The following is a 23,797-nucleotide window of genomic DNA, read 5'->3' on the forward strand; positions in this document are numbered from 1 at the left end:
AGAAATTTCATGTCTCACTGGACTGGTTATTTGGATTATCTGAAAATAAAGTACAGATTTCTACTCTCAGCGATATTCTTTGGGTTTTACTGCAGATGAATGAATCCAATGAACTCCGGTATGAACTGGATATAAATAATAAACTTCCCGGTGATATAGAAACAGAAACACAGAAATGGTATGCCGGACTTCGCTTTTATGGAAATGATCCTGAACATTCTTTAAACGCAGATATGTGTAATTTTCTTGCTGATCTGCAGGAGAACAGAGAAAGCCTGGAATCTTATTTCACAGGCAAAGATATGTTTGATATGTGGAAAAAGCAGACGTTGGAATACTACACTTCCAAACCTGTCACCCATAAAGAAATTGAAGAACTGGATTTTGAGACACGAATCCGTAAACGAGATGAACTTTTAACACAGAAATTTTCCAATAACGAACAGAAATAGTATCATAACAGTATCACAGGCAGATATGCGAAGATTTTCATTTTCTTCCCATACCTGCCTGTTTTTAATTTATTCGCTATTCTTTACAGCCTTATTTTAAACTTTTTACTCAACAGAAAAACCCCGGAAACCTTACGGTTCCGGGGTATCTTACGTTTGGACACATGTACCTTGCGGTACTCAATATATATTAGTCAGTGATTACTCGATGATTGTAGCAACACGTCCTGATCCTACAGTACGTCCACCTTCACGGATAGCGAAAGTAAGACCCTGGCTCATAGCGATTGGGTGGATCAGTTCGATTGTCATTTCGATGTTATCTCCAGGCATGCACATTTCTGTTCCTTCTGGAAGGTTGCAAACACCTGTTACGTCTGTTGTTCTGAAGTAGAACTGCGGACGATAGTTGTTGAAGAACGGAGTATGACGTCCACCTTCATCTTTTGTCAGAACGTAAACCTGAGCTGTGAATTTTGTATGGCATGTAAGTGTTCCTGGTTTAGCAAGAACCTGTCCACGCTCGATTTCGTTTCTCTGAACACCACGAAGAAGAGCACCGATGTTATCACCAGCCTGAGCTTCGTCAAGAAGTTTACGGAACATTTCGATTCCTGTAACAACAACTTTACGTGTTTCTTCTTTGATACCAACGATTTCAACTTCTTCAGATACGTGAAGAACACCAGCTTCTACTCTACCAGTAGCAACTGTTCCACGTCCTGTGATAGAGAATACATCCTCTACAGGCATAACGAACGGTTTGTCTGTGTCACGCTGTGGATCCGGAATGTACTCATCAACTGCGTTCATGAGTTCCATAATCTTGTCTCCCCATGGGCCAGCCGGATCTTCAAGAGCTTTAAGAGCAGATCCCTGGATAACCGGAATGTCATCTCCTGGGAAGTCATACTCGGAAAGAAGTTCACGAATTTCCATCTCAACCAGTTCAAGAAGTTCGTCATCATCTACCATATCACATTTGTTCATGAATACAACGATGTACGGAACACCAACCTGACGAGCAAGAAGAACGTGCTCTTTTGTCTGAGCCATAACACCATCTGTAGCAGCAACTACGAGGATAGCACCATCCATCTGAGCTGCACCTGTGATCATGTTCTTAACGTAGTCAGCATGTCCTGGGCAGTCAACGTGTGCATAATGTCTATGCTCTGTCTGATACTCAACATGTGCTGTAGAAATTGTGATACCACGCTCTCTTTCTTCTGGAGCTTTATCGATATCTTCGAAGTTTTCAACTGTGTTTCCTGGAACTCTTTCAGCCAGAACTTTTGTGATAGCTGCTGTTAAAGTTGTTTTACCATGGTCAACGTGTCCGATGGTACCAATGTTACAATGCGGTTTTGTTCTCTCAAACTTAGCCTTTGCCATTTTAAAATGTCCTCCTTAAAAACTATGCTCTTTCTTCCAGAGCATTTTATCAGTTTTAGACTTGCTATCCTTGATTATATTGCAAATCAAGGATATTTGCAAGCTTTTTTATTACTGTTCACTCCGTTCACAGTAACTTGGTCAAAATGCATTCCAAATCACCTACGGTGATAGCATTTTGCCCCGCATGTCTCGGGATTCTGCCATATTCATGGCAAAACACCTCGCGGAATATTCTCTGTAAACAGTAGTCTCTCTATTTATCAGTCTTTCTTAGAAAGAATCTTTTCCTGAACGGACTTCGGAACCTGTTCGTATTTCTCGAAGAACATGGAGTAGTTACCACGTCCCTGAGTTCTGGAACGAAGGTCTGTTGCATATCCGAACATTTCAGAAAGCGGAACGAATCCACGGATCATCTTACCTCCGCCGATATCATCCATACCTTCGATACGACCACGACGGGAGTTGATATCACCGATAACATCACCCATGTAATCTTCCGGAGTAGTAACTTCGACTCTCATGATAGGCTCAAGAAGAATCGGAGATGCTTTCTGCATAGCATCCTTGAATGCAAGAGAACCTGCAATGTGGAATGCCATTTCAGAGGAATCGACTTCATGATAAGAACCGTCATATACGTTTGCATGAACGCCGACTACCGGGAATCCACCCAGAATACCAGCTTTCATAGCTTCCTCGATACCTTCGCCAACAGCCGGGATGTATTCCTTCGGAATAGCACCACCAACAACTGTGGATTCGAACTTGTACAGTTCTTCTCCGTTGGCATCCATAGGCTCGAATTTAACTTTACAGTGACCATACTGTCCACGACCACCAGACTGTTTAGCATATTTGCTGTCGATGTCTACGGCCTTAGTAATAGTCTCTTTGTATGCAACCTGAGGAGCACCTACGTTAGCCTCTACTTTGAATTCACGAAGCAGACGGTCAACGATGATTTCCAGATGCAGCTCACCCATACCAGCGATGATTGTCTGACCTGTTTCCTGGTTTGTATGTGCACGGAATGTCGGGTCTTCTTCTGCCAGTTTTGCAAGAGCTTCACCAAGTTTACCCTGACCAGCTTTTGTCTTAGGCTCGATTGCAAGTTCGATAACCGGTTCCGGGAACTCCATGGACTCAAGGATTACCGGATGCTGGTCATCACAGATTGTATCACCAGTTGTGGTGAATTTGAAACCGATTGCTGCTGCGATATCTCCAGAGTATACTTTATCCAGCTCCATACGTTTGTTAGCGTGCATCTGAAGGATACGGCCAACACGTTCTTTCTTGTCCTTAGTAGCGTTGAGTACATAAGAACCAGAATTCATAGTACCGGAGTATACACGGAAGTATGCCAGTTTACCAACAAATGGGTCTGTCATAATCTTGAATGCCAGAGCGGAGAACGGCTCTTCATCAGAAGAATGTCTCACGATCGGGTTGCCTTCCAGGTCAACACCCTCGATTGGAGGAATGTCTGTTGGAGCAGGCATGAATTCAATGATCGCATCCAGAAGTTTCTGAACACCCTTGTTTCTGTATGCAGTACCGCAGCATACCGGTACAGCTGTACATTCGCAAGTAGCTTTACGAAGAACTGCTTTCATCTTTTCAACAGTCGGTTCTTCACCTTCCAGATATTCCATCATTAAATCATCATCGAGTTCGCAGATCTTCTCTACGAGTTCTGTATGATAAAGTTCTGCTTCTTCCTGCATGTCTTCTGGGATCTCAGTGATGGAAATGTCTTCACCTTTCTCATCATTGTAGATGTAAGCCTGCATTTCGAAAAGGTCGATGATTCCTTTGAATTCATCTTCTTTTCCGATTGGAAGCTGTAAGCAGATTGCGTTTTTACCAAGACGAGTCTTGATCTGATCTACAGCATTGTAGAAGTTTGCACCGAGGATATCCATCTTGTTGATGAATGCCATACGCGGTACGTTATAAGTGTCAGCCTGACGCCAAACGTTTTCAGACTGAGGTTCTACACCACCTTTTGCACAGAAGACGCCGACAGCGCCGTCAAGTACACGGAGTGAACGCTCAACCTCTACGGTGAAGTCTACGTGTCCTGGAGTATCAATGATGTTGATACGGTGTTCCAGAGCACCTGGTTTAGTCTTGCAGTGATCCTGCAGAGTCCAGTGACATGTTGTAGCAGCGGAAGTAATTGTGATACCTCTCTCCTGCTCCTGCTCCATCCAGTCCATTGTTGCGGTACCTTCATGAGTATCACCGATTTTGTAGTTGACACCTGTATAATAAAGGATACGTTCTGTAAGAGTTGTCTTACCTGCATCGATATGAGCCATGATACCAATGTTTCTGGTACGCTCAAGCGGGTATTCTCTACCTTCTTTTCCAGCCAATTGGATTTCCTCCTTGATTAGAAACGATAGTGAGCAAATGCTTTATTTGCTTCAGCCATCTTGTGCATATCTTCTTTCTTCTTAACAGATGCGCCTGTGTTGTTCATTGCATCCAGAAGCTCGTTTGCAAGTCTCTCCTCCATAGTCTTCTCGCCTCTTTTACGAGAATATGTGGTGAGCCAGCGAAGAGCCAGTGCCTGACGTCTGTCTGCTCTTACCTCGATCGGAACCTGGTAAGTAGCACCACCGATACGTCTTGCTTTTACTTCGAGAAGCGGCATGATGTTGTTCATAGCCTCTTCAAAAACTTCGATAGCTGGTTTGCCAGCTTTTTCTTCAATTCTAGCGAATGCGCCGTATACAATCTTCTGAGCGACACCTTTCTTACCATCTAACATGATGTTGTTGATAAGCTTGGTAACCACTTTGTTATTGTACATCGGGTCTGCCAGAACGTCTCTTTTCTGAGTATGTCCTTTACGTGGCACGTTACTTCCCTCCTTAATCAAAATGATTAAATCATCGGTACTCACTATAAAAACTAAGGTGTTCGCACTGGTAAAGTCCTATATTTAACCCGCAACCGACAGGGTATATGGAATACCGTACAATATTTATAGCTATAAGTGAATCTTCGATTGATTGCTTATTTTCTATTTTGTCTCCCGTTCAGACGGGAACCTTCTTGAATATTGCATATTCAAGAAGTATCGCAAATTTCTCGCTAAGCTGCGAAATTTGCTTTATTTCTTTTTAGGTCTCTTAGCACCATATTTGGAGCGAGACTGTTTTCTGTTAGCTACACCTGCGGTATCCAGTGTACCTCTGATGATGTGGTATCTGGTACCAGGTAAGTCCTTAACACGTCCACCACGGATAAGAACAACGCTATGCTCCTGAAGGTTATGTCCTTCTCCTGGGATATAGCTTGTTACTTCGATACCGTTGGAAAGACGAACTCTGGCGATCTTTCTAAGAGCTGAGTTAGGTTTCTTAGGTGTTGCAGTTTTAACTGCTGTACAAACTCCACGTTTCTGTGGTGCAGACTGCTCAACAGCTTTCTTTCTTAAAGAGTTGAATGTTCTCTGCAGAGCCGGTGCTGTAGATTTCTTTACAGATGTCTGACGTCCTTTTCTTACTAACTGGTTGAATGTTGGCATTCCATTTCACCTCCCGATTATTTTCTCCATGGTTTGCCATGGGGTAGCGCGGTTGCTATTGTCAAATTTAAATGCCGGGCAACAAAAAAACAGCGTTCCTGTTGCACGCCTGCTCATTATATCCCGTAAAAATGCGGCTGTCAAGGCATTTTACATGATTTTTTCTTTTTTTTACGAATTCCTGATTATTGCTTTTTGAAGGTACTCTGTTTATAATATTGAAAAGATTATTTCGCTGATGCTGATAATCATTTTTACTTTATTGCTTTACTTCTATATAATAAGAAAGGATTTCTCATCATGAAAGAAAAGCTGAATCCTGGCATTCTTTTGCTGGTCCTGACTGGTCTTCTCTTTATTGCCGGAATTTTCCTTGTCGAACTCAGAACTGCCCGGCAGATCTCCGATTACGAAGCCCAGCTGGACACCTTCATTCAGCAGGTGGATGCCAAAAAAGAAGAACTTGATAACGCCAGTTCCGCTTACGCTGATGCGATCCAGTCTCAGAAGGATCTTCTCAACTGGAAGAAACAACAGAATTCCGGTACACGTCAGACCGTGAGTGAACGCCTTCCTGAAGCAGAATCTGCTGATACACAGACCTCTGTTTTCAATCAGAATACTTCGCCCGAATACAATTCTTTCACTTCAGGGGGAAACAACGATACTGAAGACGAAATATCTGAGATCAACCCGCAGGATTCCGAAGATCTTTTCAGCGATCAATAACCTGTTGCACTTAAAAAGAAAGGATATCTTAATATGAATACCCCTAAACAGCAAAAACCTTTTTTTCTGTACATTATCATCAGCATTCTGGCTGTAGCAGTCATCGGACTTGGCGGACTGGCTCTGTATTCACTGAATGGTCTTGCCTCCCTCCAGTCCAAAGTCACTGAACTTCAGGATACCGTACAGGAAATGGCAGAAACATCCGCAAACCTCGTTGCTCAGTCCGATGAACTCAAGCAGCTCCAGGAACAAAATCAGCAGTCGTCTTCCGATACAGTTTCTGCTGAATCTGCAAGTCAGGAAGAAGGAACGCTTTCCCCATCCCACTCCTCCGAGACGGTCTCCTCTGAGACTACAACGGATGAAAGTCTGAACAATCTTCTTTCACAAGTCAGAACTCTTCTTCCGCAGGATAATGGAAACTGGTCCGTTTACGTCTGCAACCTTATGAAAGGCACCGAAGGCACGATCGACAATCAGCCGATGCAGGCTGCCAGCCTGATCAAGCTGTTCATTATGGGCACCGTTTACGAAAACTACGATCAGCTCTGCGAAACATACGATGCAGATACCCTGAACAGTTATCTCAATCCTATGATTACTGTTAGTGATAATGATGCTGCAAATACTCTCGTAAATATGCTCGGCGGCGGCGATGATTCTGCCGGCATGGATGTAGTCAATGCCTTTTGCCAGGCGCACGGATATACCAGTACTTCCATGGGCAGACTTCTTCTACACAGCAATGAAAATGGCGATAATTATACTTCCGTAAATGACTGCGGACATTTTCTCAAAGAGATCTACCAGATCAATGCAGGTACTGCTGAGAACCCAACTTTATCCCATGCCGATGCCATGTACTCTCTTCTCAAGATGCAGGAACGCCGCAACAAAATCCCGGCAGACATGCCGGAAGGTGTCAGCGTTGCAAACAAGACCGGCGAACTCGACAATGTTGAAAATGATGTTGGAATCATCTACAACACAACCAAAGGCATCGACCTGGTTGTATGCTTCATGTCTCAGAATCTGAGCAGTACCAGCAATGCGCAGGAAACGATTGCTCAGGATTCCCGTATGATCTACGGATACTACAACGAATAAAACGCATCACCCAAAGGCCATACGGTTTAAACAGATCGTATGGCTTTATTTTTATAAAAAAATCAGCTTTTTTCTTCCGAGGTTTCCCCGTCTGTATCTTCATAGGACATCTCCCATATATCAGCAAAAACCGCCAGCGGGCAGTCCGTAAGAAGACACATCAGTAAAAAGCACTCATACGGATTCACAATATAAATCTCACTCATTCCACATTTATGCAGAATCTTCTGTATTTCTTCAAGGAAATGATGATATCGATTATATGGATCATCATCCTGCATCTCCTGCGAAACAATAAAAAACTCCAACGTGATCAGATCAAAACGTTCCACCGGAAACTTATGATTCATGATGCTGTTGATCCGCTGTCTGCTGAACCGCTTCTGGCTGAAATGCTTCGCCAGAATAGACGCAGACATTTTTTTGAGATTTCCCATCTTATTTACAGGAATTCCACTGCAGATAACTTTTTCCACATCAGAATCCGTAATATCAGAAATATTCCACACTTTGTTGCGGTCTTTTTCCACTTCATCACCCTGATACATCCTGGCGATGATTTCCTTGGCATGAGTCAGAAGGCGCACAAATTCCTGAAATGCCTGACTCTTCTCTGACATCGGGTCATCCGCTCCAACCTTGACATAGGCCAGATACTTCAGAAGTTTCTCCTCATTGTCCAGGATCAATGCGCCTGAATATACCTTGGATGCCTCGGTGTAATCCGGATCAGGCTCCAGTTTCTCATAGGCTTTCTTAAGTTCTTCTGCCTTATGATAGCCAACTTGCATGGTATAACAATACCAGTAGATCACCTCATCCGGATTATGGAAATCAAAATCCTGCTCTCTCAGTACCCGTGTCAGAAAATCCGAAACATCCTCCGAACTCATACGAAGTCCAAAACCAAGCAAAAATACAGTCTCTCTCTTGACAGATGCCTGTGTCAGCCAGTTATTGACAAGAGATGTCAGTTTCGTTGATGTAGGATTCATTGATTTCGGTGTACAAGTCTCATGAAAAGACTCAATCACGATGTCTCTGTAAATATCCTGCGTTACTTCATTATAGGGTTCTTCGAGTCCTGCACGTTCATAAATATATCGCTTCAGGTGATCTCCAAAAGATACCAGTTCCATTTCTTTATATAAATAATGAAAAATAACATCAGCATCTTCGTCTTCAAACCCATCCAGACTGACGACCTGTCGGAATCTCTGTGCTGCTTTTCGTGTGAATTCAAAATCTTTGACAGAATCAAAAGCAACTGTCTGTTCAAAATCCAAATCCTGCATACGGTTTTTCATAGTCTGTCACCTTCATATTCTATAAAAAATAACTTAATAATTTTCTAAACCAGTTTTGTTCCTGCTCTGCAAGTTCGCAGAGTATTACTGTAATGTTGTCTCTGCCTCCTTTTTGGAGGGCCTGTTCTACCAGAAGTTCTGCTGTTTCCGCTACCGGAACTTCCCTTGCAAGAACAGCCGCGATCTCACTGTCAGTAAGCATATCTGTGATTCCATCTGAACATATGAGATACCGAGTCCCGATCACTGCCTCCTGTGCTGTGATCGTCGGCTCAAGTCCCATGCTTTCCTCCGGGATCCCAAGATACTGTGTCAGCGGCGGCTTGCCGAATCTTCCTCCCCCAAGGACATGATCCAGCGAAAGCTGATGTATCTGTCCTTCCGGCGAAACGCGGTAAATACGACTGTCACCCAGATTGCATGAATATACTTGGTCTGCCCCAAAAGCAAGAATTGCTGCAGTTGTTCCCATGCTGTTTATTTTATTTTCCTGTCCGTAATCACATACAGCACGGTTCATCTGGAAGCAGAGTTCATTCAGGAACTCTTCCGGATATTCTGAGATTTCTTTCTTTTTTTCTTTATAAAACTCACCACAGGATTCTGCTGCAAGGAATGCTGCCATTTCTCCACAGCTTTCGCCTCCCATTCCGTCAAATACGGCAAGAAGCGGAAAATCCTTCTGTTTTATCTTTCCGCTGCGGACATGACTCATTCCCTTGTTTTCTGAATCAAGACTCTCGCCACAGCACCAGAAATTGTCCTCATTATTATTCCGCACCTTACCTATGTGGCACGTATATGCATATTCAATCTGATACGCCATAGCCCTTCCTTTCTCAGGATGCAGATGTACTGTCAGCAGAGAGATTCAACTGAGCTTTGTACTCTTCCGCACGATCCCAGTATTTCTCTCCTCTTGTTACATACTCCTCACTGTCTGTCTCGTTATCATGACAACGGTTTTTGTCATCGATCCAGCGGATCAGCTTACCGTCCTCATAATAATATCTGTCTATTTTCTGCTCTCCGTCCTTCAGATCACTCAGCGTATTGTTATCAGCCCATATATAGGCAAAAAACAGTTCATCATTCCAGTAATAATATTCTTCATAATAACCATCTTCTGACAGATCCGGATAGATCAGTATCTTCATAACCTGCCAGTCTCCATTATCCCGCTGTTTCAGGTAACTGATCTTTCCTTCTTCTTCAGATCCAATCCAGCTGTAATCATTCAGATCATCGCTGATCTCTGTTGCCTGTGACTGAATTTTTTCCAGAGTCTCCTGAAGTTGTTTATTTTCTGCACTCTGAACCGTCTCTGTAACTGACTGCTTCAGACGCTGTAATTCTGCATTTTCTTTCAGAAGCCAGATAAAAACGCCCACAACAATACAAACTGCTATCACCATAATGACAGCAGCCGCAACAAGTGGCTCAAATTTCTGCTTTTTCTTTGCAGGTTTCCTTCGATGCTGTGGAGAACGGCTGATTCTTCTGCCTGTCCTTTTGTCTGTATTTCTCAGTACAACCGTTTCCTCAGGTTTCTCTTCTTCTGTAAAATTTCTGTCTGTTTCCGGAGAATCTGATATGATCTCCGGTTTTCTGATATCCGACAGTTCCGGCTGCCCAGGATATCGAACCTGCTCCAGTGCCATTCGAAATTCCTCAGCACTTTCATAACGATCATGGCGATCATAAGCACATGCTCTGAGAATCACGTCTGCAAAAGCCTCCCCTGCTTCTGCCGGCGGAGGCAGTTCCTCTCCTGCCATTCTCCTGTTCAGTGCCTCTTCCTTGTCCCGATACGTGATCAGCTGCTTCTTAAGGCTGATAAAAGGAAGTCTGTTATGGTTTCTTAATTTATAAAGTACAATTCCAAGGGAATAGATGTCTACTCTGGCATCATATGCCTCTCCTTTGTACATTTCCGGTGCCATATAAGAAAATGTACCCTTCTTAGATAACCCACTCATTGTCCGATCCAGTTCCCGGGCAATGCCAAAATCTCCCAGTTTGAACTCCCCAAATCTGGAAACAAAAATATTCTCAGGTTTAATGTCTCTGTGAATGATATTCTGGCACTGGCAGTATTCCAGTGCTTTACACAAATCGATTCCTAAATGTATCACATCATCTTCTGAAAGTGCGCGTCCGGCACAATAATCAAGAAAGCTGGTCAGATATTCCATTCGGATGTAAATATCCCATCCAATATCGTCCAGATATTCCACTACTTTATAATCCTCAACAGAGACTACATGAGAATTGCCTCGAAAATACTCCATCGTATTCACTTCCTGGATACATTCTTCTACCAGGCTGTGAAAATATTCCTTTACCGATTGTTCATCCGGATTTTCCGAACGAATACTGCTCAATTCTCCGGCATTCGAGGGAATCGTAATAACTTTGATCGCAGAATAAAAGGTCTTGCCCTGCTCTGTACGTTTTGCCTTATAGACCTTACCGAAGGATCCTTCACCGATCTTCTCCACGATCTTCCATTCCGGCCATACAGAAACCGGAAGTTGTTTGTCCATCTATCCTCCCTCCTCTCCTCTCGTAATATGATCTATATTTATTTGAATGTAATTCGTAACTGTTCAATAGCCTCACAGTTACATAACTTCTATTTTATTCTAAATCCTATATCTATATAAAAAACACTAAGTAACTCTATGTCTTTAAAACTCTGTATCTTTGAAACTTCCATCAGGAAGTGCTCTTAGTATAGCATGTCCACCCGCGTCTGTCTGTAGTTTTCGCTTTTCTTCCATCTTTTTTCACACAATCTTTATACTTTTCCTGCAAAAAGAAAAAAAGAAGCCCCAGATTTACTTTGATCATAAATCTGGAACTTCTTCTGTAGTTCATTTATTCTTCTGTTGTATCGATATCCTCATCGTCCAGAAGGATCTCATCCTCTGCATCATCAGAAACATCCTCTGCGGATTCTTCTTCCATTGTCAGCATTTCATCATCCTCTGGAAGTTCATCTACAGGCTCTTCTTCTGCCACAGGTGTTTCCTCCGGCATTCCTGTATCAAGCTGAATGTCTCTGTAACGTTTCAGACCAGTTCCGGCCGGGATCAGCTTACCAATGATAACGTTCTCTTTCAAACCTACCAGGTGGTCAACTTTACCCTTGATAGCAGCTTCTGTCAGGACTTTGGTTGTTTCCTGGAAGGACGCTGCTGACAGGAAGGAATCTGTTGCCAGGGAAGCCTTGGTAATACCAAGCATAACCTGTTTTCCTTCTGCCGGTGTCTTGCCTTCTTTTTCAAGTTTTTCGTTAACTTCTTCGAATTCAAGAACATCAACAAGTGTTCCCGGAAGGAATTCTGTATCTCCGTTTTCTTCGATACGGATCTTCTTCAGCATCTGGCGGACCAGAACCTCGATATGCTTATCACTGATTTCTACACCCTGGAGACGGTATACTCGCTGAACCTCACGGAGCATGTAATCCTGAACAGCACGAACACCCTTGATTCTCAAGATATCGTGTGGGTTTACACTACCTTCTGTCAGCTCATCACCAGCTTCAAGTACCTGTCCGTCTGTGATCTTGATACGGGATCCATAAGGGATCAGGTAAGTCTTGGAGTCGCCGTCTTCCGGATTGGTAACAATGATCTCACGTTTTTTCTTGGTATCGTTGATAACTGCAACACCAGGGATTTCTGTGATGATAGCAAGACCCTTAGGTTTTCTTGCCTCAAAAAGCTCCTCAACTCGAGGAAGACCCTGTGTGATATCTCCACCGGCTACACCACCACTATGGAATGTACGCATGGTAAGCTGTGTACCAGGCTCACCGATAGACTGTGCTGCGATGATACCAACAGATTCTCCAACCTGAACAGCTTCACCAGTTGCCATATTTGCACCGTAACATTTAGCGCAGACACCAACCTTGCACTTACAGGTCAGGATCGTACGGATCTTAACTTCTTCGATCGGACCACCGTTAGCGTTTACACCCTCACTCATGATACGTGCTGCACGTCTTGGTGTGATCATATGGTTTGCTTTAACAAGAACTTCACCATCTTTGTTTGTGATGGTCTCGCAGGAGAAACGTCCTGTGATACGTTCCTGAAGGTTCTCGATCTCTTCCTTGCCATCCATGAAGCCTTTGACATACATACCAGAGATCTCCGGTCTGTTTTCACAGCAGTCTGTTTCACGAACGATAAGTTCCTGAGATACGTCAACCATTCGTCTGGTCAGGTAACCAGAGTCGGCTGTACGAAGAGCGGTATCGGACATACCTTTACGAGCTCCATGCGCGGACATGAAGTATTCCAGTACTTCAAGACCTTCACGGAAGTTTGACTTGATAGGAAGCTCGATAGTGTGACCAGTTGTATCGGCCATCAGACCACGCATACCGGCAAGCTGTTTGATCTGCTTATCGGAACCACGGGCACCGGAGTCAGCCATCATGAAGATGTTGTTGTATTTATCAAGACCGTTCAGAAGGGCTTTGGTAAGCTCATCGTCAGTCTTCTTCCATGTCTCAACAACTTCTTTGTAACGCTCTTCTTCTGTAATAAGACCACGTTTGTAGTTCTTTGTGATCTTGTCAACGATATTCTGTGCGTTCTGGATCATCTCAGGTTTCTGAGGCGGCACAGTCATATCAGAAATGGATACTGTCATAGCTGCACGGGTAGAATATTTGTAACCCATAGCCTTGATGGAGTCGAGAACCTCTGCGGTCTTGGTAGCTCCGTGAGTGTTGATGACTTTCTCAAGGATCTGTTTCAGCTGTTTCTTACCTACCAGGAAATCAACCTCAAGAAGAAGTTCATTACCCGGAATGCTTCTGTCTACATATCCAAGGTCCTGCGGAAGAATTTCGTTGAACAGGAAACGTCCAAGTGTGGACTCTACAGTTCCTGTCAGCTCTCTTCCATCTGCCAGTTTTCTTGTGCAGCGTACATGGATTCTGGACTGTAATGTGATAACTTTATTTTCGTAAGCAAGGATTGCTTCGTTTACGCTCTTGAAGTATTTGCCTTCGCCCGGATTTCCTGGTCTCTCCTGTGTCAGATAGTAAATACCAAGGACCATATCCTGTGAAGGAACGGCTACCGGACCACCATCTGAAGGTTTCAGAAGGTTGTTTGGTGAAAGTAGAAGGAAACGGCACTCTGCCTGAGCTTCCTGGGAAAGCGGAAGATGAACAGCCATCTGGTCACCATCGAAGTCGGCGTTGAACGCGGTACAAACGAGCGGATGAAGTTTGATAGCTTTACCTTCTACAAGAATCGGCTCAAATGCCTGGATACCCAGACGATGCAGTGTAGGTGCACGGTTCAGCATAACAGGATGTTCTTTGATAACATCTTCCAGTACATCCCATACTTCCGGCTGAAGTTTCTCTACCATTTTCTTGGCATTCTTGATGTTGTGGGAAGTTCCGTTTGCAACAAGCTCTTTCATAACGAAAGGTTTGAAAAGCTCGATTGCCATTTCTTTCGGAAGACCACACTGATAGATCTTCAGTTCAGGTCCAACGACGATAACAGAACGTCCGGAATAGTCAACTCGTTTACCAAGAAGGTTCTGACGGAAACGTCCGGATTTACCTTTCAGCATGTCAGAAAGGGATTTGAGAGCTCTGTTTCCAGGTCCTGTTACCGGACGGCCACGACGACCATTGTCGATCAGCGCGTCTACTGCTTCCTGAAGCATACGTTTCTCATTACGAACAATGATATCCGGTGCTCCCAGTTCCAAAAGACGTTTCAGACGGTTGTTACGGTTGATGATTCTTCTGTACAGATCATTCAGGTCAGATGTTGCAAAACGTCCACCATCGAGCTGTACCATAGGACGAAGATCTGGCGGGATAACCGGGATTGCAGTCATGATCATCCACTCCGGACGGTTTCCGGATTCACGGAAAGATTCTACAACTTCCAGTCTCTTGATGATTCTGGCACGTTTCTGTCCAGTTGCATCTACCAGTTCTGTCTTGAGTTCCTCAGCATCTTTCTCAAGATCGATCGCTTTGAGAAGTTCCATAATAGATTCTGCACCCATTCCAACACGGAAATTGTATCCGTATGCTTCACGGGCATCCTGATATTCTTTCTCAGTGAGAACCTGTTTGTACTGAAGTCCGGAGTCAGCCGGATCCAGTACAATATAGTTTGCAAAGTATAAAACTTTTTCCAATGTTCTCGGAGACAGGTCAAGGATAAGTCCCATACGGGATGGGATTCCCTTGAAGTACCAGATATGGGATACCGGAGCTGCAAGCTCGATATGTCCCATACGCTCTCTTCGTACAGAAGATTTGGTTACTTCTACGCCGCATCGGTCGCAGACAACACCTTTATAGCGGATTTTTTTGTATTTACCGCAGTGGCACTCCCAGTCCTTGCTTGGTCCGAAAATTCTTTCACAGAAAAGACCGTCCTTCTCTGGTTTCAGAGTACGATAGTTGATGGTCTCCGGTTTTGTTACCTCACCTCTGGACCATTCTCTGATCTTCTCAGGGGACGCCAGTCCAATCTTGATGGCATCGAAAGTCATTGGCTGATATGTTTCATTGGTAGTTGTTGATTCTGCCATGTATTCTTTCCCCTTTCTTACTTGTCGTCATCATCATCATAGGAATCGTCGAAGTCCAGGAAATCCTCTTCGCCCTCATCCTCTTCTTCTACATCTACGAGTTCTTCGCCTTCAAATTCCTGTTTGGTATAACCATGTTTGCCGAAGGACTCTTCTTCTCTGTGATGTCTGCTGTCACCTTCGATTACGGAACGAAGATCTGTATCACCATAATCTACTGTTTCCAGAAGGTGTACTTCTGTATTGTCATCTTTGAGTACTTTGACATCAAGACCCAGAGACTGAAGTTCTTTGAGAAGTACCTTGAAGGATTCCGGAATACCCGGCTCAGGGATATTGTCACCCTTGATGATCGCTTCATAGGTCTTAACACGTCCTACAACATCGTCGGACTTCACTGTCAGGATCTCCTGCAGTGTGTAGGAAGCACCATATGCCTCCAGAGCCCAAACCTCCATCTCTCCGAAACGCTGTCCACCGAACTGAGCTTTACCACCCAGAGGCTGCTGTGTTACGAGGGAGTATGGACCAGTTGAACGTGCATGGATCTTATCATCTACCAGATGATGCAGTTTCAGGTAATGCATGTGACCGATAGTTACACGTCCATCGAAGTACTCACCGGTACGTCCGTCACGAAGCTGAACTTTACCATCTCTGGAAATCGGAACACCTTTCCACAGTTCTCTGTGGTCTTTGTGCTCATCAAGATATTCCATAACGTCAGGAGCAAGTACATCCTGATATTTTGCACGGAATTCTTCAAAATCTTCAATATTTACATAATCATTTGCCAGTTCCAGTGTATCCTGGATATCAACCTCGCTCGCACCATCGAATACAGGTGTGGAAACATTGAATCCAAGTGCCTTGGCTGCAAGACTTAAGTGGATCTCCAGGACCTGTCCGATATTCATACGGGAAGGTACACCCAGAGGGTTCAGCACGATGTCAAGTGGACGGCCATTTGGAAGGAATGGCATATCTTCAACTGGAAGTACACGGGAAACGACACCCTTGTTACCATGACGACCAGCCATCTTATCGCCAACAGAAATCTTACGTTTCTGAGCGATATAAATACGAACAGACTGATTTACTCCAGGAGACAGCTCATCGCCGTTCTCTCTTGTAAATACTTTGGCATCTACAACAATACCATATTCTCCGTGAGGAACCTTAAGGGAAGTATCACGAACTTCTCTTGCTTTCTCACCAAAGATTGCACGAAGAAGACGCTCTTCTGCTGTCAGTTCTGTCTCTCCCTTAGGAGTAACTTTACCAACGAGGATATCACCGGCACGAACCTCTGCACCGATACGGATGATACCACGCTCATCCAGATCCTTGAGTGCATCATCGCCAACACCCGGAACATCTCTTGTGATCTCTTCCGGTCCAAGTTTGGTATCACGGGCTTCTGCTTCATATTCCTCCATATGAATAGAAGTATATACATCGTTCTGTACAAGTCTTTCGCTTAACAGAACGGCATCCTCGTAGTTGTAACCTTCCCAGGTCATGAATCCGATCAGCGGGTTCTTACCAAGAGCCAGCTCGCCGTTTGCGGTAGACGGACCATCAGCGATAACCTGTCCAGCCTCTACATGCTCGCCCTGGAACACGATCGGTTTCTGGTTATAGCAGTTACTCTGGTTACTACGAAGGAATTTGGTAAGATGATAATCATCTTTTGTTCCATCATCATTCTTGATGCTGATATCTGTAGAAGTAGAACGAAGAACAGTACCGGACTTCTTGGCTACAACACAAACACCAGAGTCAACAGCAGTCTTGGTCTCCATACCAGTTCCAACAACAGGAGCTTCTGTTGTAAGAAGCGGAACGGCCTGACGCTGCATGTTTGATCCCATCAGCGCACGGTTAGCATCGTCGTTCTGCAGGAACGGGATCAGTGCAGTAGCGACGGAGAATACCATCTTAGGAGATACGTCCATGTAGTCAAACATGTGTTTCTCGTATTCCTGTGTCTCTTCACGGAAACGACCGGATACGTTCTTGTGCATGAAATGACCTTCTTCATCGAGAGGCTCATTCGCCTGTGCTACATGGTAATTATCTTCCTCATCTGCTGTCATATAAACAACTTCATCTGTTACGACCGGGTTAGCCGGATCAGACTTGTCAATTCTGCGGTATGGTGCCTCAATGAAACCATACTCATTGATTTTTGCATAGGATGCAAGAGAGTTGATCAGACCGATGTTAGGACCCTCAGGAGTCTCGATCGGGCACATACGTCCATAGTGAGAGTAGTGGACATCTCGAACCTCGAATCCGGCTCTGTCTCGTGACAGACCGCCAGGTCCCAGTGCGGAAAGACGTCTCTTATGAGTCAGCTCACCAAGAGGGTTGTTCTGATCCATGAACTGTGACAGCTGTGAAGAACCGAAGAACTCCTTAACTGCTGCTGTTACAGGTTTGATATTGATCAGGGACTGCGGAGAAACGCTCTCTGTGTCCTGAGTTGTCATACGCTCACGTACAACTCTTTCCAGTCTGGAGAGACCAATGCGGTACTGGTTCTGAAGAAGTTCTCCAACAGAACGGATACGACGGTTACCCAGATGGTCGATATCATCGTCATTACCAATGCCATATTCCAGATGCATATTGTAGTTGATAGAAGCAAAAATGTCTTCTTTTGTGATATGCTTCGGAATAAGATCATGGATATCTCTGACGATTGCAGCCTTGATATCCTCAAGGTTATCATTTTCTTCCAGAATTTTCTCAAGGACAGGGTAATATACTAATTCTGTAACACCCAGTTCCTTTGGATTGCAGTCAAGATCTACATATGATGTAAGATCTACCATCATATTGGAAAGAACTTTGATCTTGCGCTCCTCGCCCTGGATCCATACATATGGAACAGCAGCGTTCTGAATCTGATCTGCAAGTTCAATTGTAACGTTAGTACCTTCCTCTGCCAGAATCTCTCCTGTAGATGGATCTACAACAGCTTCTGCCAGCTTGTGGCCTGCGATACGTTTATTGAAATGAAGTTTCTTATTAAATTTATAACGTCCGACCTTGGCAAGATCATATCTTCTCGGGTCGAAGAACATTGCCATGATAAGGCTCTCTGCGCTCTCTACTGCCAGCGGCTCACCTGGACGGATCTTCTTGTAAAGTTCCAGAAGACCTTCCTGGTAGTTTGTAGAAGTATCCTTGCCAAAACTTGCGAGGATCTTCGGCTCTTCACCAAATAAGTCAACAATTTCTGCATTGGTGCCGACACCAAGGGCACGAATCAGCACAGTGATCGGAACCTTACGGGTTCTGTCCACACGTACATAGAAGATATCGTTGGAATCAGTTTCGTATTCCAGCCATGCTCCTCTGTTCGGGATGACGGTGCTGGAAAATAATCTCTTACCAATTTTATCATGTGCAATTGCATAATAAATACCAGGGGAACGCACCAGCTGGCTGACAATAACACGCTCTGCACCATTAATAACAAAAGTACCTGTTTCTGTCATTAACGGAAGATCTCCCATAAAGATCTCGTGTTCGTTGATTTCCTCTGTTTCTTTATTTATCAGTCGCACGCGAACCTTCAAAGGTGCCGCGTAAGTTACATCACGTTCTTTGCACTGCTCAATGTTATATTTTGCATCTTTTGCGTCATACGTGAAATCGATGAATTCCAGGCTGAACTTTCCGCCATAATCCGCGATCGGAGAAATATCATCAAACACTTCTTTGAGGCCCTCATCGAGAAACCACTTATAGGAATCTTTCTGGACTTCAATCAAATTCGGCATTTCCAGAACTTCTTTTTGTCTCTGGTAGCTCATGCGCATGCTTTTTCCAGTTTTTACAGAACGAATTCTGTTTTTTTCCATTGACGTTTCACCCCTGTTTTTTTTATTTATTTTACAACACGACCCTGTTTACGGTTTGAGATAAACAGGCATATCTTGCCATAATATAGCATTCTTCACTATAGCATAGCAAAATCAAGCTGTCAACAACTTTTTTAATTTTTTACACAAAAATTTAGGGACACCATCAGGTGTCCCCGCATCACTTATTTCTTTAACAGAATTATTTAAGAGTGATCTTAGCGCCTTCTGCTTCAAGTTTTGTTTTGATGTCTTCAGCTTCAGCTTTGGATGCGCCTTCTTTAACAACCTTCGGAGCACCGTCAACTACTGCTTTAGCTTCTTTCAGTCCAAGACCGGTAACTTCACGAACAACTTTGATAACTTTAACTTTGTTCGGTCCAACTTCTGTAAGTTCTACGTCGAACTCATCTTTCTCTTCTGCTGCTTCAGCGCCTGCTCCAGCTGCTGCAACTACAACACCTGCTGCTGCGGATACACCGAACTCTTCTTCGCAAGCTTTTACGAGATCATTTAATTCTAATACAGATAATTCTTTGATTGCTGCAATAAATTCTTCTGTTGTTAATTTTGCCATTTTAATTTCCTCCATTTATTATATTTTATTATTATTTTAGGATTATTCTGCTGCTGCCTCTGTATCAGCGCCACCCTGTGCCTCAGCGATCTGATTAAGCACACGAGCGAAGTTTGTGATAGGAGACTGGATGCTTCCAAGAAGTTTTCCAAGAAGTTCTTCTCTGGACGGAACCTGGGACAGAGCCTGGATTCCAGCCTGATCGTTGTAGTTTCCTTCAACTACACCAGCGATCAGCTCAAGAGCTGGGAACTGCTTTGCGTATTTAGCAAGGATTCTTGCCGGTGCTGTAGCATCTGTTGCAGAAATTGCAATAGCATTAGTTCCTTCCAGATGCTGGCTAAGTTCTTCACAATCAGTACCTGCGAATGCACGTTTCATCATTGTGTTTTTGTAAACTTTGTACTGAACACCAGCTTCTCTTAACTCTTTACGCAGAATTGTATCCTGTTCAACTGTAAGACCACTGTAGTTAACAAGTACTACTGCCTGTGCGTCTTTAATGCTGTTTGCGATTTCTTCTACGATTGGTTGTTTCAGTTCTACTTTTGCCATAAATGGTACACCTCCTTATAGATTTATACCGCCGCGTCATAAAAAAAGCCTTACTGCATAACGACAGTAAGGTCTCATGTAATCTCATATAGAATACTAAGTCCTCGGTAGGCGTTGTGATCCTTATGCCTTACGGCACCTACTGTCTTCGGCAGCGTTCTGTGATAGAATAGCATATCCTTTTTTATATGTCAAGTATTTTTTTAGCAAAATAGCAAAATATTTTGTCAGTCGAAAAATGTTTAAATTTTATTAATATTATGTTATAATTATGTTACTTATAAAACTTTAACCACAGATTATATTGGAGGAATTATGAAAATCAAATCACATACATCTGATTCATCCTTTTCCTGGATCAACGGAAACCTCTCTGTTTATATTTCAGCTCTTTCCTCTACGAAAGTGACTTTGAAATTCGCAGACTTTTCTGCCGGAGCTTTTTCTTCTTATCGTTTCCTTGCACGGAATCCTAAGACAAAAGAAGATATTTCCATTCCTTTTGCGCAGATTGATCCCTGTACATTCCAGTTGGACCTGCTGCCTTTTCAGGAATATTTCCAGTTCAAACGACATTCGGAGTTTATTCTCACTTTAAGCTGTGTAGCTTCTGATAACAGCCATACCTTATATGCTCTCCGTCCGGATAATAATTTTAATAAGAAATATCACATTTTTGCCAAAGATATTTATTTCCCGGAAGATACTTCTTCTGAGCCTGCAGAATATATCGGTATATTTACTGCCAGATTAGATAATCTTCTTATTATAGATTTATGCAGCCGGACATATTTTATGGAAAATCTTCTGACCTGTGCCTACCACAGTCTTAAGATGAGCCATGGAGTTCTCCGGATATCTTTCGACCTTGAAAAAAGCAGGCACAAATATATAAAAACCGGACTTTTTTTCCGAAGCAAGCTTGCCGAAGATGCCGTAACTTATGATTTCACCACCAAAAGCATAAAATCCAACGGAAATCTTCAGCGAATAACCGTTTCCCTGAACCTTCGCTCTATTGAATGGAAGAGCCTGTACTGGGATATTTTTGTTCTGGTTCGAAATGCAGATACCGGAGATGTTTCCAGAATTCCGATTTTTATGACCGCTCTGCAGCGAATGCAGCAAAAATTCCTTTCCAATGTTGCCTACAAGACAGACGAGAATTTTTACTTTTATCCATATTATACAAGTAAACAGACTCTCGCATTTGTAAACCGTCAGAGAGAAAAATATGACGGCATGGATATCATCTTCAAGGAATTCCTCTCCGTTTTCCTTTATCGTGTCGCCAGACCTTACTGGAAACGGAAGCACATCTGCCTGGTATGCGAGAAATTTTCTTCCATGGCACAGGACAATGGTTATTACTTTTTCAAACACTGCATGGAACAGGACGAGGAAGCTTTCCTTAATAAAAAAATCTACTATATCATAGATAAGGATTCTCCGGACCGTTCCAAAGTGGAACCTTATAAGAACCGGATTCTGGATTTTATGTCCATCCGGCACATGGTTTATCTGCTCGCGGCAGATCTTATCGTCAGCTCCGATTCCAGATACCATACCTATGCCATGCAGTCCCGCCACAGTATTTTTAACCGTTATATCAAAAAAATTCCTTTTGTCTTCCTCCAGCATGGAGTTATCGCTCTGAAACGTGTTGATAACTTCTACGGCAAAGGCAAAAAGGGTGGCTGCGATCTCTTCGTCGTATCCACCAACAAGGAAAAACAGACAATTGTTGAGAATTTTGAATATGAACCTGACGAAGTCATCAACACCGGACTTCCACGATGGGATGTACTCAAAGATAAATCCCAGGGCAAACGTGAAATTCTGATCATGCCAACCTGGAGAAACTGGCTGGATTCCGTACCGGATAAAGATTTCGAAGAAAGTGATTATTTCCGCCATTATATGGGGCTCCTGAATTCTGAACGTCTGAATCAGATTCTGGAAAAATATGATCTTGAAGTCAACTTCTATCTGCATGCAAAATTTCAGGAATATGCAGATACCTTCAAATCAATCAGTAAACGGATCCATCTGATCTCTTTTGGTGAAGTTGCCGTAAATGAAATGCTGATGCGCTGCCGTATGCTTATCACGGATTATTCCAGTGTATGTTGGGATATTCTTTATCAGGATAAACCAAGTCTGTTTTATCAGTTTGATATTGAGAAATACAACGAAGCACATGGAAGTTATATTGATATGGAAACAGAACTTTTTGGCGACAGGGCAGCAACTCAGGAACAGCTTCTTGACTATCTGGAAGAAACCGTACAAAATGACTTCCACTTAAAACCGGAATACGAAAAAATGCGCGGAGAATATCTCCAGTTTAAGGATCACGAACACAGCAGACATATCTGCGAGGAAATCAAAAAAAGATTCCATTAAAATAGCAAACGCAGTAACCGGAACCTGATTTATTTCAGATTCGGTACTGCGTTTTTTATCTGTTTTATAAAGTACGATCTGCCCAGCTTATGATGCTGTTACTGATCCATGCAGAAAATTTATCAAATCGTATGATTTTCTGCACAACGCCAAGTAAAATAGAAAGTGCGAGACTCACAACCAGGATAAACAGCCATATCACTGCCGCATGTCCAAGAGAATAGGTAGGATCTCTCAGCCATACTGCTCTTATAAATGTATGGATATAAAAAATATTTGCAGAATGTTTTCCTATAAACTGCAGAATCTGGCGAATCCCCGGAATTCCGATCACAAACTCATAAGACCAGTAAACGATCAGCACCGGAATCACACCGTTGAGTGCAAATTCAAAATGATCAATTCCCCACTGCGTATTAAACATTTTGCAGAGGACATACAATGCACCTGTGCTCAAAATAAATTTCAGCAGTTTATTTAATACTGCGTTTTTTACAATATGAAATTCTCTGAGCCTTTCCAAAACATTCTGATCTGCAAAGCAGACTGCCAGCGGAGCTACAAGTAAATACTTTGTAAGATGCACATGCTTTTCCAGCATAAAGCTTCCGATGAGCAGAAACATGAAGACCATCAGCCACCCGTACCGCTTATAAAATCTGACCAGAAAAGGCATAAAAAAGATCAGCAGAATCTCAAGACTCAAATACCACCAGGTATTGATCTGCATCTGCGTCCCAAAGAGATGTCCCAACCCGAGGAAATCCATTCCGGCATTGATCAGATTAATCGGAAATCCATCACTGTAGCGGGATGTATGTGTCAGGTAAGTTACCCCCATGCAGAACAGAAATGGCAGGGTAAAAGAAAGCACAAGTTTCACATACCGTTTCAGAACAAACAATGTTGCCTCATGTCCTGTAAACTCATATTCATGATACTGGGCTTTCATCGACAGAGTAAGACCATACACTGACAGGAATGCAAAAATTCCAACGCACTGAACCATCACACGGCAGACTGCCATTGCCTTTGCCTCCGACAGCGGCCAGAAGCTTACCGGATACCCATACAGCCGGCTTTTTATTGAAAAGCCATGATAAAGAATCAAAAATATAATCGCAATTCCTTTCACCGCAGCCGTATCTGCTTTGGTAAATTTAAATTTTCTCTCCATTTACGTTTCCTCATAAATTTTTGTTATCACTGTGTATTGTTTCATTCTATCTCAGGTTCTTATCGATTGTCAA

At 43.2% G+C, this 23,797-nt stretch carries 16 protein-coding genes and 1 other annotated feature; of the genes, 4 read left to right on the top strand and 12 right to left on the bottom strand.

What is annotated here, in order from left to right; translation table 11 throughout:
- On the top strand, positions 1 to 452 hold a 452-nt coding region (locus tag WMO75_RS07205; RefSeq protein WP_349077867.1), incomplete at its 5' end, for an XRE family transcriptional regulator.
- A gap of 201 nt (positions 453 to 653) precedes the next feature.
- Here the strand turns inward: WMO75_RS07205 and tuf are convergent.
- From tuf to rpsL, 4 genes are all read right to left on the bottom strand, one after another.
- Entirely contained in the window at positions 654 to 1,847 is a 1,194-nt protein-coding gene (tuf, locus tag WMO75_RS07210; RefSeq protein ID WP_005423313.1) for an elongation factor Tu, read from the bottom strand.
- Between the two features lie 263 nt (positions 1,848 to 2,110).
- Positions 2,111 to 4,234, bottom strand: coding sequence for an elongation factor G (fusA, locus tag WMO75_RS07215; protein WP_227222331.1), 2,124 nt, complete (start codon positions 4,232 to 4,234; stop codon positions 2,111 to 2,113).
- Positions 4,235 to 4,251: 17 nt separating this feature from the next.
- The gene (gene rpsG, locus WMO75_RS07220) at positions 4,252 to 4,722 is read right to left on the bottom strand and encodes a 30S ribosomal protein S7 (protein ID WP_044925146.1); all 471 of its coding nucleotides are present in this window, start codon (positions 4,720 to 4,722) and stop codon (positions 4,252 to 4,254) included.
- A 255-nt stretch (positions 4,723 to 4,977) separates the two neighbouring features.
- A complete protein-coding gene (gene rpsL / locus WMO75_RS07225) occupies positions 4,978 to 5,394 on the bottom strand; it encodes a 30S ribosomal protein S12 (RefSeq protein ID WP_118253109.1) in 417 nt (138 codons plus the stop codon).
- A 300-nt stretch (positions 5,395 to 5,694) separates the two neighbouring features.
- Here rpsL and WMO75_RS07230 point away from each other — a divergent pair, with 300 nt between their 5' ends.
- A complete protein-coding gene (locus WMO75_RS07230) occupies positions 5,695 to 6,123 on the top strand; it encodes a hypothetical protein (RefSeq protein WP_118253112.1) in 429 nt (142 codons plus the stop codon).
- A gap of 33 nt (positions 6,124 to 6,156) precedes the next feature.
- Complete coding sequence (locus WMO75_RS07235; RefSeq protein WP_118253115.1) at positions 6,157 to 7,233, top strand: serine hydrolase; 1,077 nt, start codon at positions 6,157 to 6,159, stop codon at positions 7,231 to 7,233.
- Positions 7,234 to 7,295: 62 nt separating this feature from the next.
- Here WMO75_RS07235 and WMO75_RS07240 read toward each other — a convergent pair whose 3' ends face one another.
- The 7 genes from WMO75_RS07240 to rplJ all read right to left on the bottom strand — a co-directional run bounded on the left by WMO75_RS07240 (position 7,296) and on the right by rplJ (position 20,141).
- A complete protein-coding gene (locus tag WMO75_RS07240; RefSeq protein ID WP_118253118.1) occupies positions 7,296 to 8,540 on the bottom strand; it encodes a hypothetical protein in 1,245 nt (414 codons plus the stop codon).
- A 19-nt stretch (positions 8,541 to 8,559) separates the two neighbouring features.
- Positions 8,560 to 9,366, bottom strand: coding sequence for a PP2C family protein-serine/threonine phosphatase (locus WMO75_RS07245; protein WP_302700781.1), 807 nt, complete (start codon positions 9,364 to 9,366; stop codon positions 8,560 to 8,562).
- Between the two features lie 13 nt (positions 9,367 to 9,379).
- Positions 9,380 to 11,086, bottom strand: coding sequence for a serine/threonine protein kinase (locus WMO75_RS07250; RefSeq protein WP_022213570.1), 1,707 nt, complete (start codon positions 11,084 to 11,086; stop codon positions 9,380 to 9,382).
- Between the two features lie 334 nt (positions 11,087 to 11,420).
- The gene (gene rpoC / locus WMO75_RS07255; protein WP_118253124.1) at positions 11,421 to 15,134 is read right to left on the bottom strand and encodes a DNA-directed RNA polymerase subunit beta'; all 3,714 of its coding nucleotides are present in this window, start codon (positions 15,132 to 15,134) and stop codon (positions 11,421 to 11,423) included.
- Positions 15,135 to 15,151: 17 nt separating this feature from the next.
- The gene (rpoB, locus tag WMO75_RS07260; RefSeq protein WP_118253127.1) at positions 15,152 to 19,009 is read right to left on the bottom strand and encodes a DNA-directed RNA polymerase subunit beta; all 3,858 of its coding nucleotides are present in this window, start codon (positions 19,007 to 19,009) and stop codon (positions 15,152 to 15,154) included.
- A gap of 202 nt (positions 19,010 to 19,211) precedes the next feature.
- Positions 19,212 to 19,586, bottom strand: coding sequence for a 50S ribosomal protein L7/L12 (gene rplL, locus WMO75_RS07265; protein WP_118253130.1), 375 nt, complete (start codon positions 19,584 to 19,586; stop codon positions 19,212 to 19,214).
- 42 nt (positions 19,587 to 19,628) lie between these two features.
- Positions 19,629 to 20,141 (bottom strand): 50S ribosomal protein L10, encoded by a 513-nt coding sequence (gene rplJ / locus WMO75_RS07270; RefSeq protein WP_022213415.1) that lies wholly within the window; start codon positions 20,139 to 20,141, stop codon positions 19,629 to 19,631.
- Positions 20,142 to 20,173: 32 nt separating this feature from the next.
- Positions 20,174 to 20,311, bottom strand: a sequence feature (ribosomal protein L10 leader region).
- Positions 20,312 to 20,456: 145 nt separating this feature from the next.
- Between rplJ and WMO75_RS07275 the strand changes: the two genes are divergently transcribed.
- The gene (locus WMO75_RS07275; protein ID WP_303223597.1) at positions 20,457 to 22,547 is read left to right on the top strand and encodes a CDP-glycerol glycerophosphotransferase family protein; all 2,091 of its coding nucleotides are present in this window, start codon (positions 20,457 to 20,459) and stop codon (positions 22,545 to 22,547) included.
- Between the two features lie 64 nt (positions 22,548 to 22,611).
- On the opposite strand, the gene WMO75_RS07280 is transcribed toward WMO75_RS07275, so the two are convergent.
- The gene (locus WMO75_RS07280) at positions 22,612 to 23,724 is read right to left on the bottom strand and encodes an acyltransferase family protein (protein ID WP_022213417.1); all 1,113 of its coding nucleotides are present in this window, start codon (positions 23,722 to 23,724) and stop codon (positions 22,612 to 22,614) included.
- Between the last annotated feature and the right edge of the window lie 73 nt (positions 23,725 to 23,797).

This window comes from Blautia intestinihominis (assembly GCF_040096655.1).
Lineage (GTDB): Bacteria > Bacillota > Clostridia > Lachnospirales > Lachnospiraceae > Blautia_A > Blautia_A intestinihominis.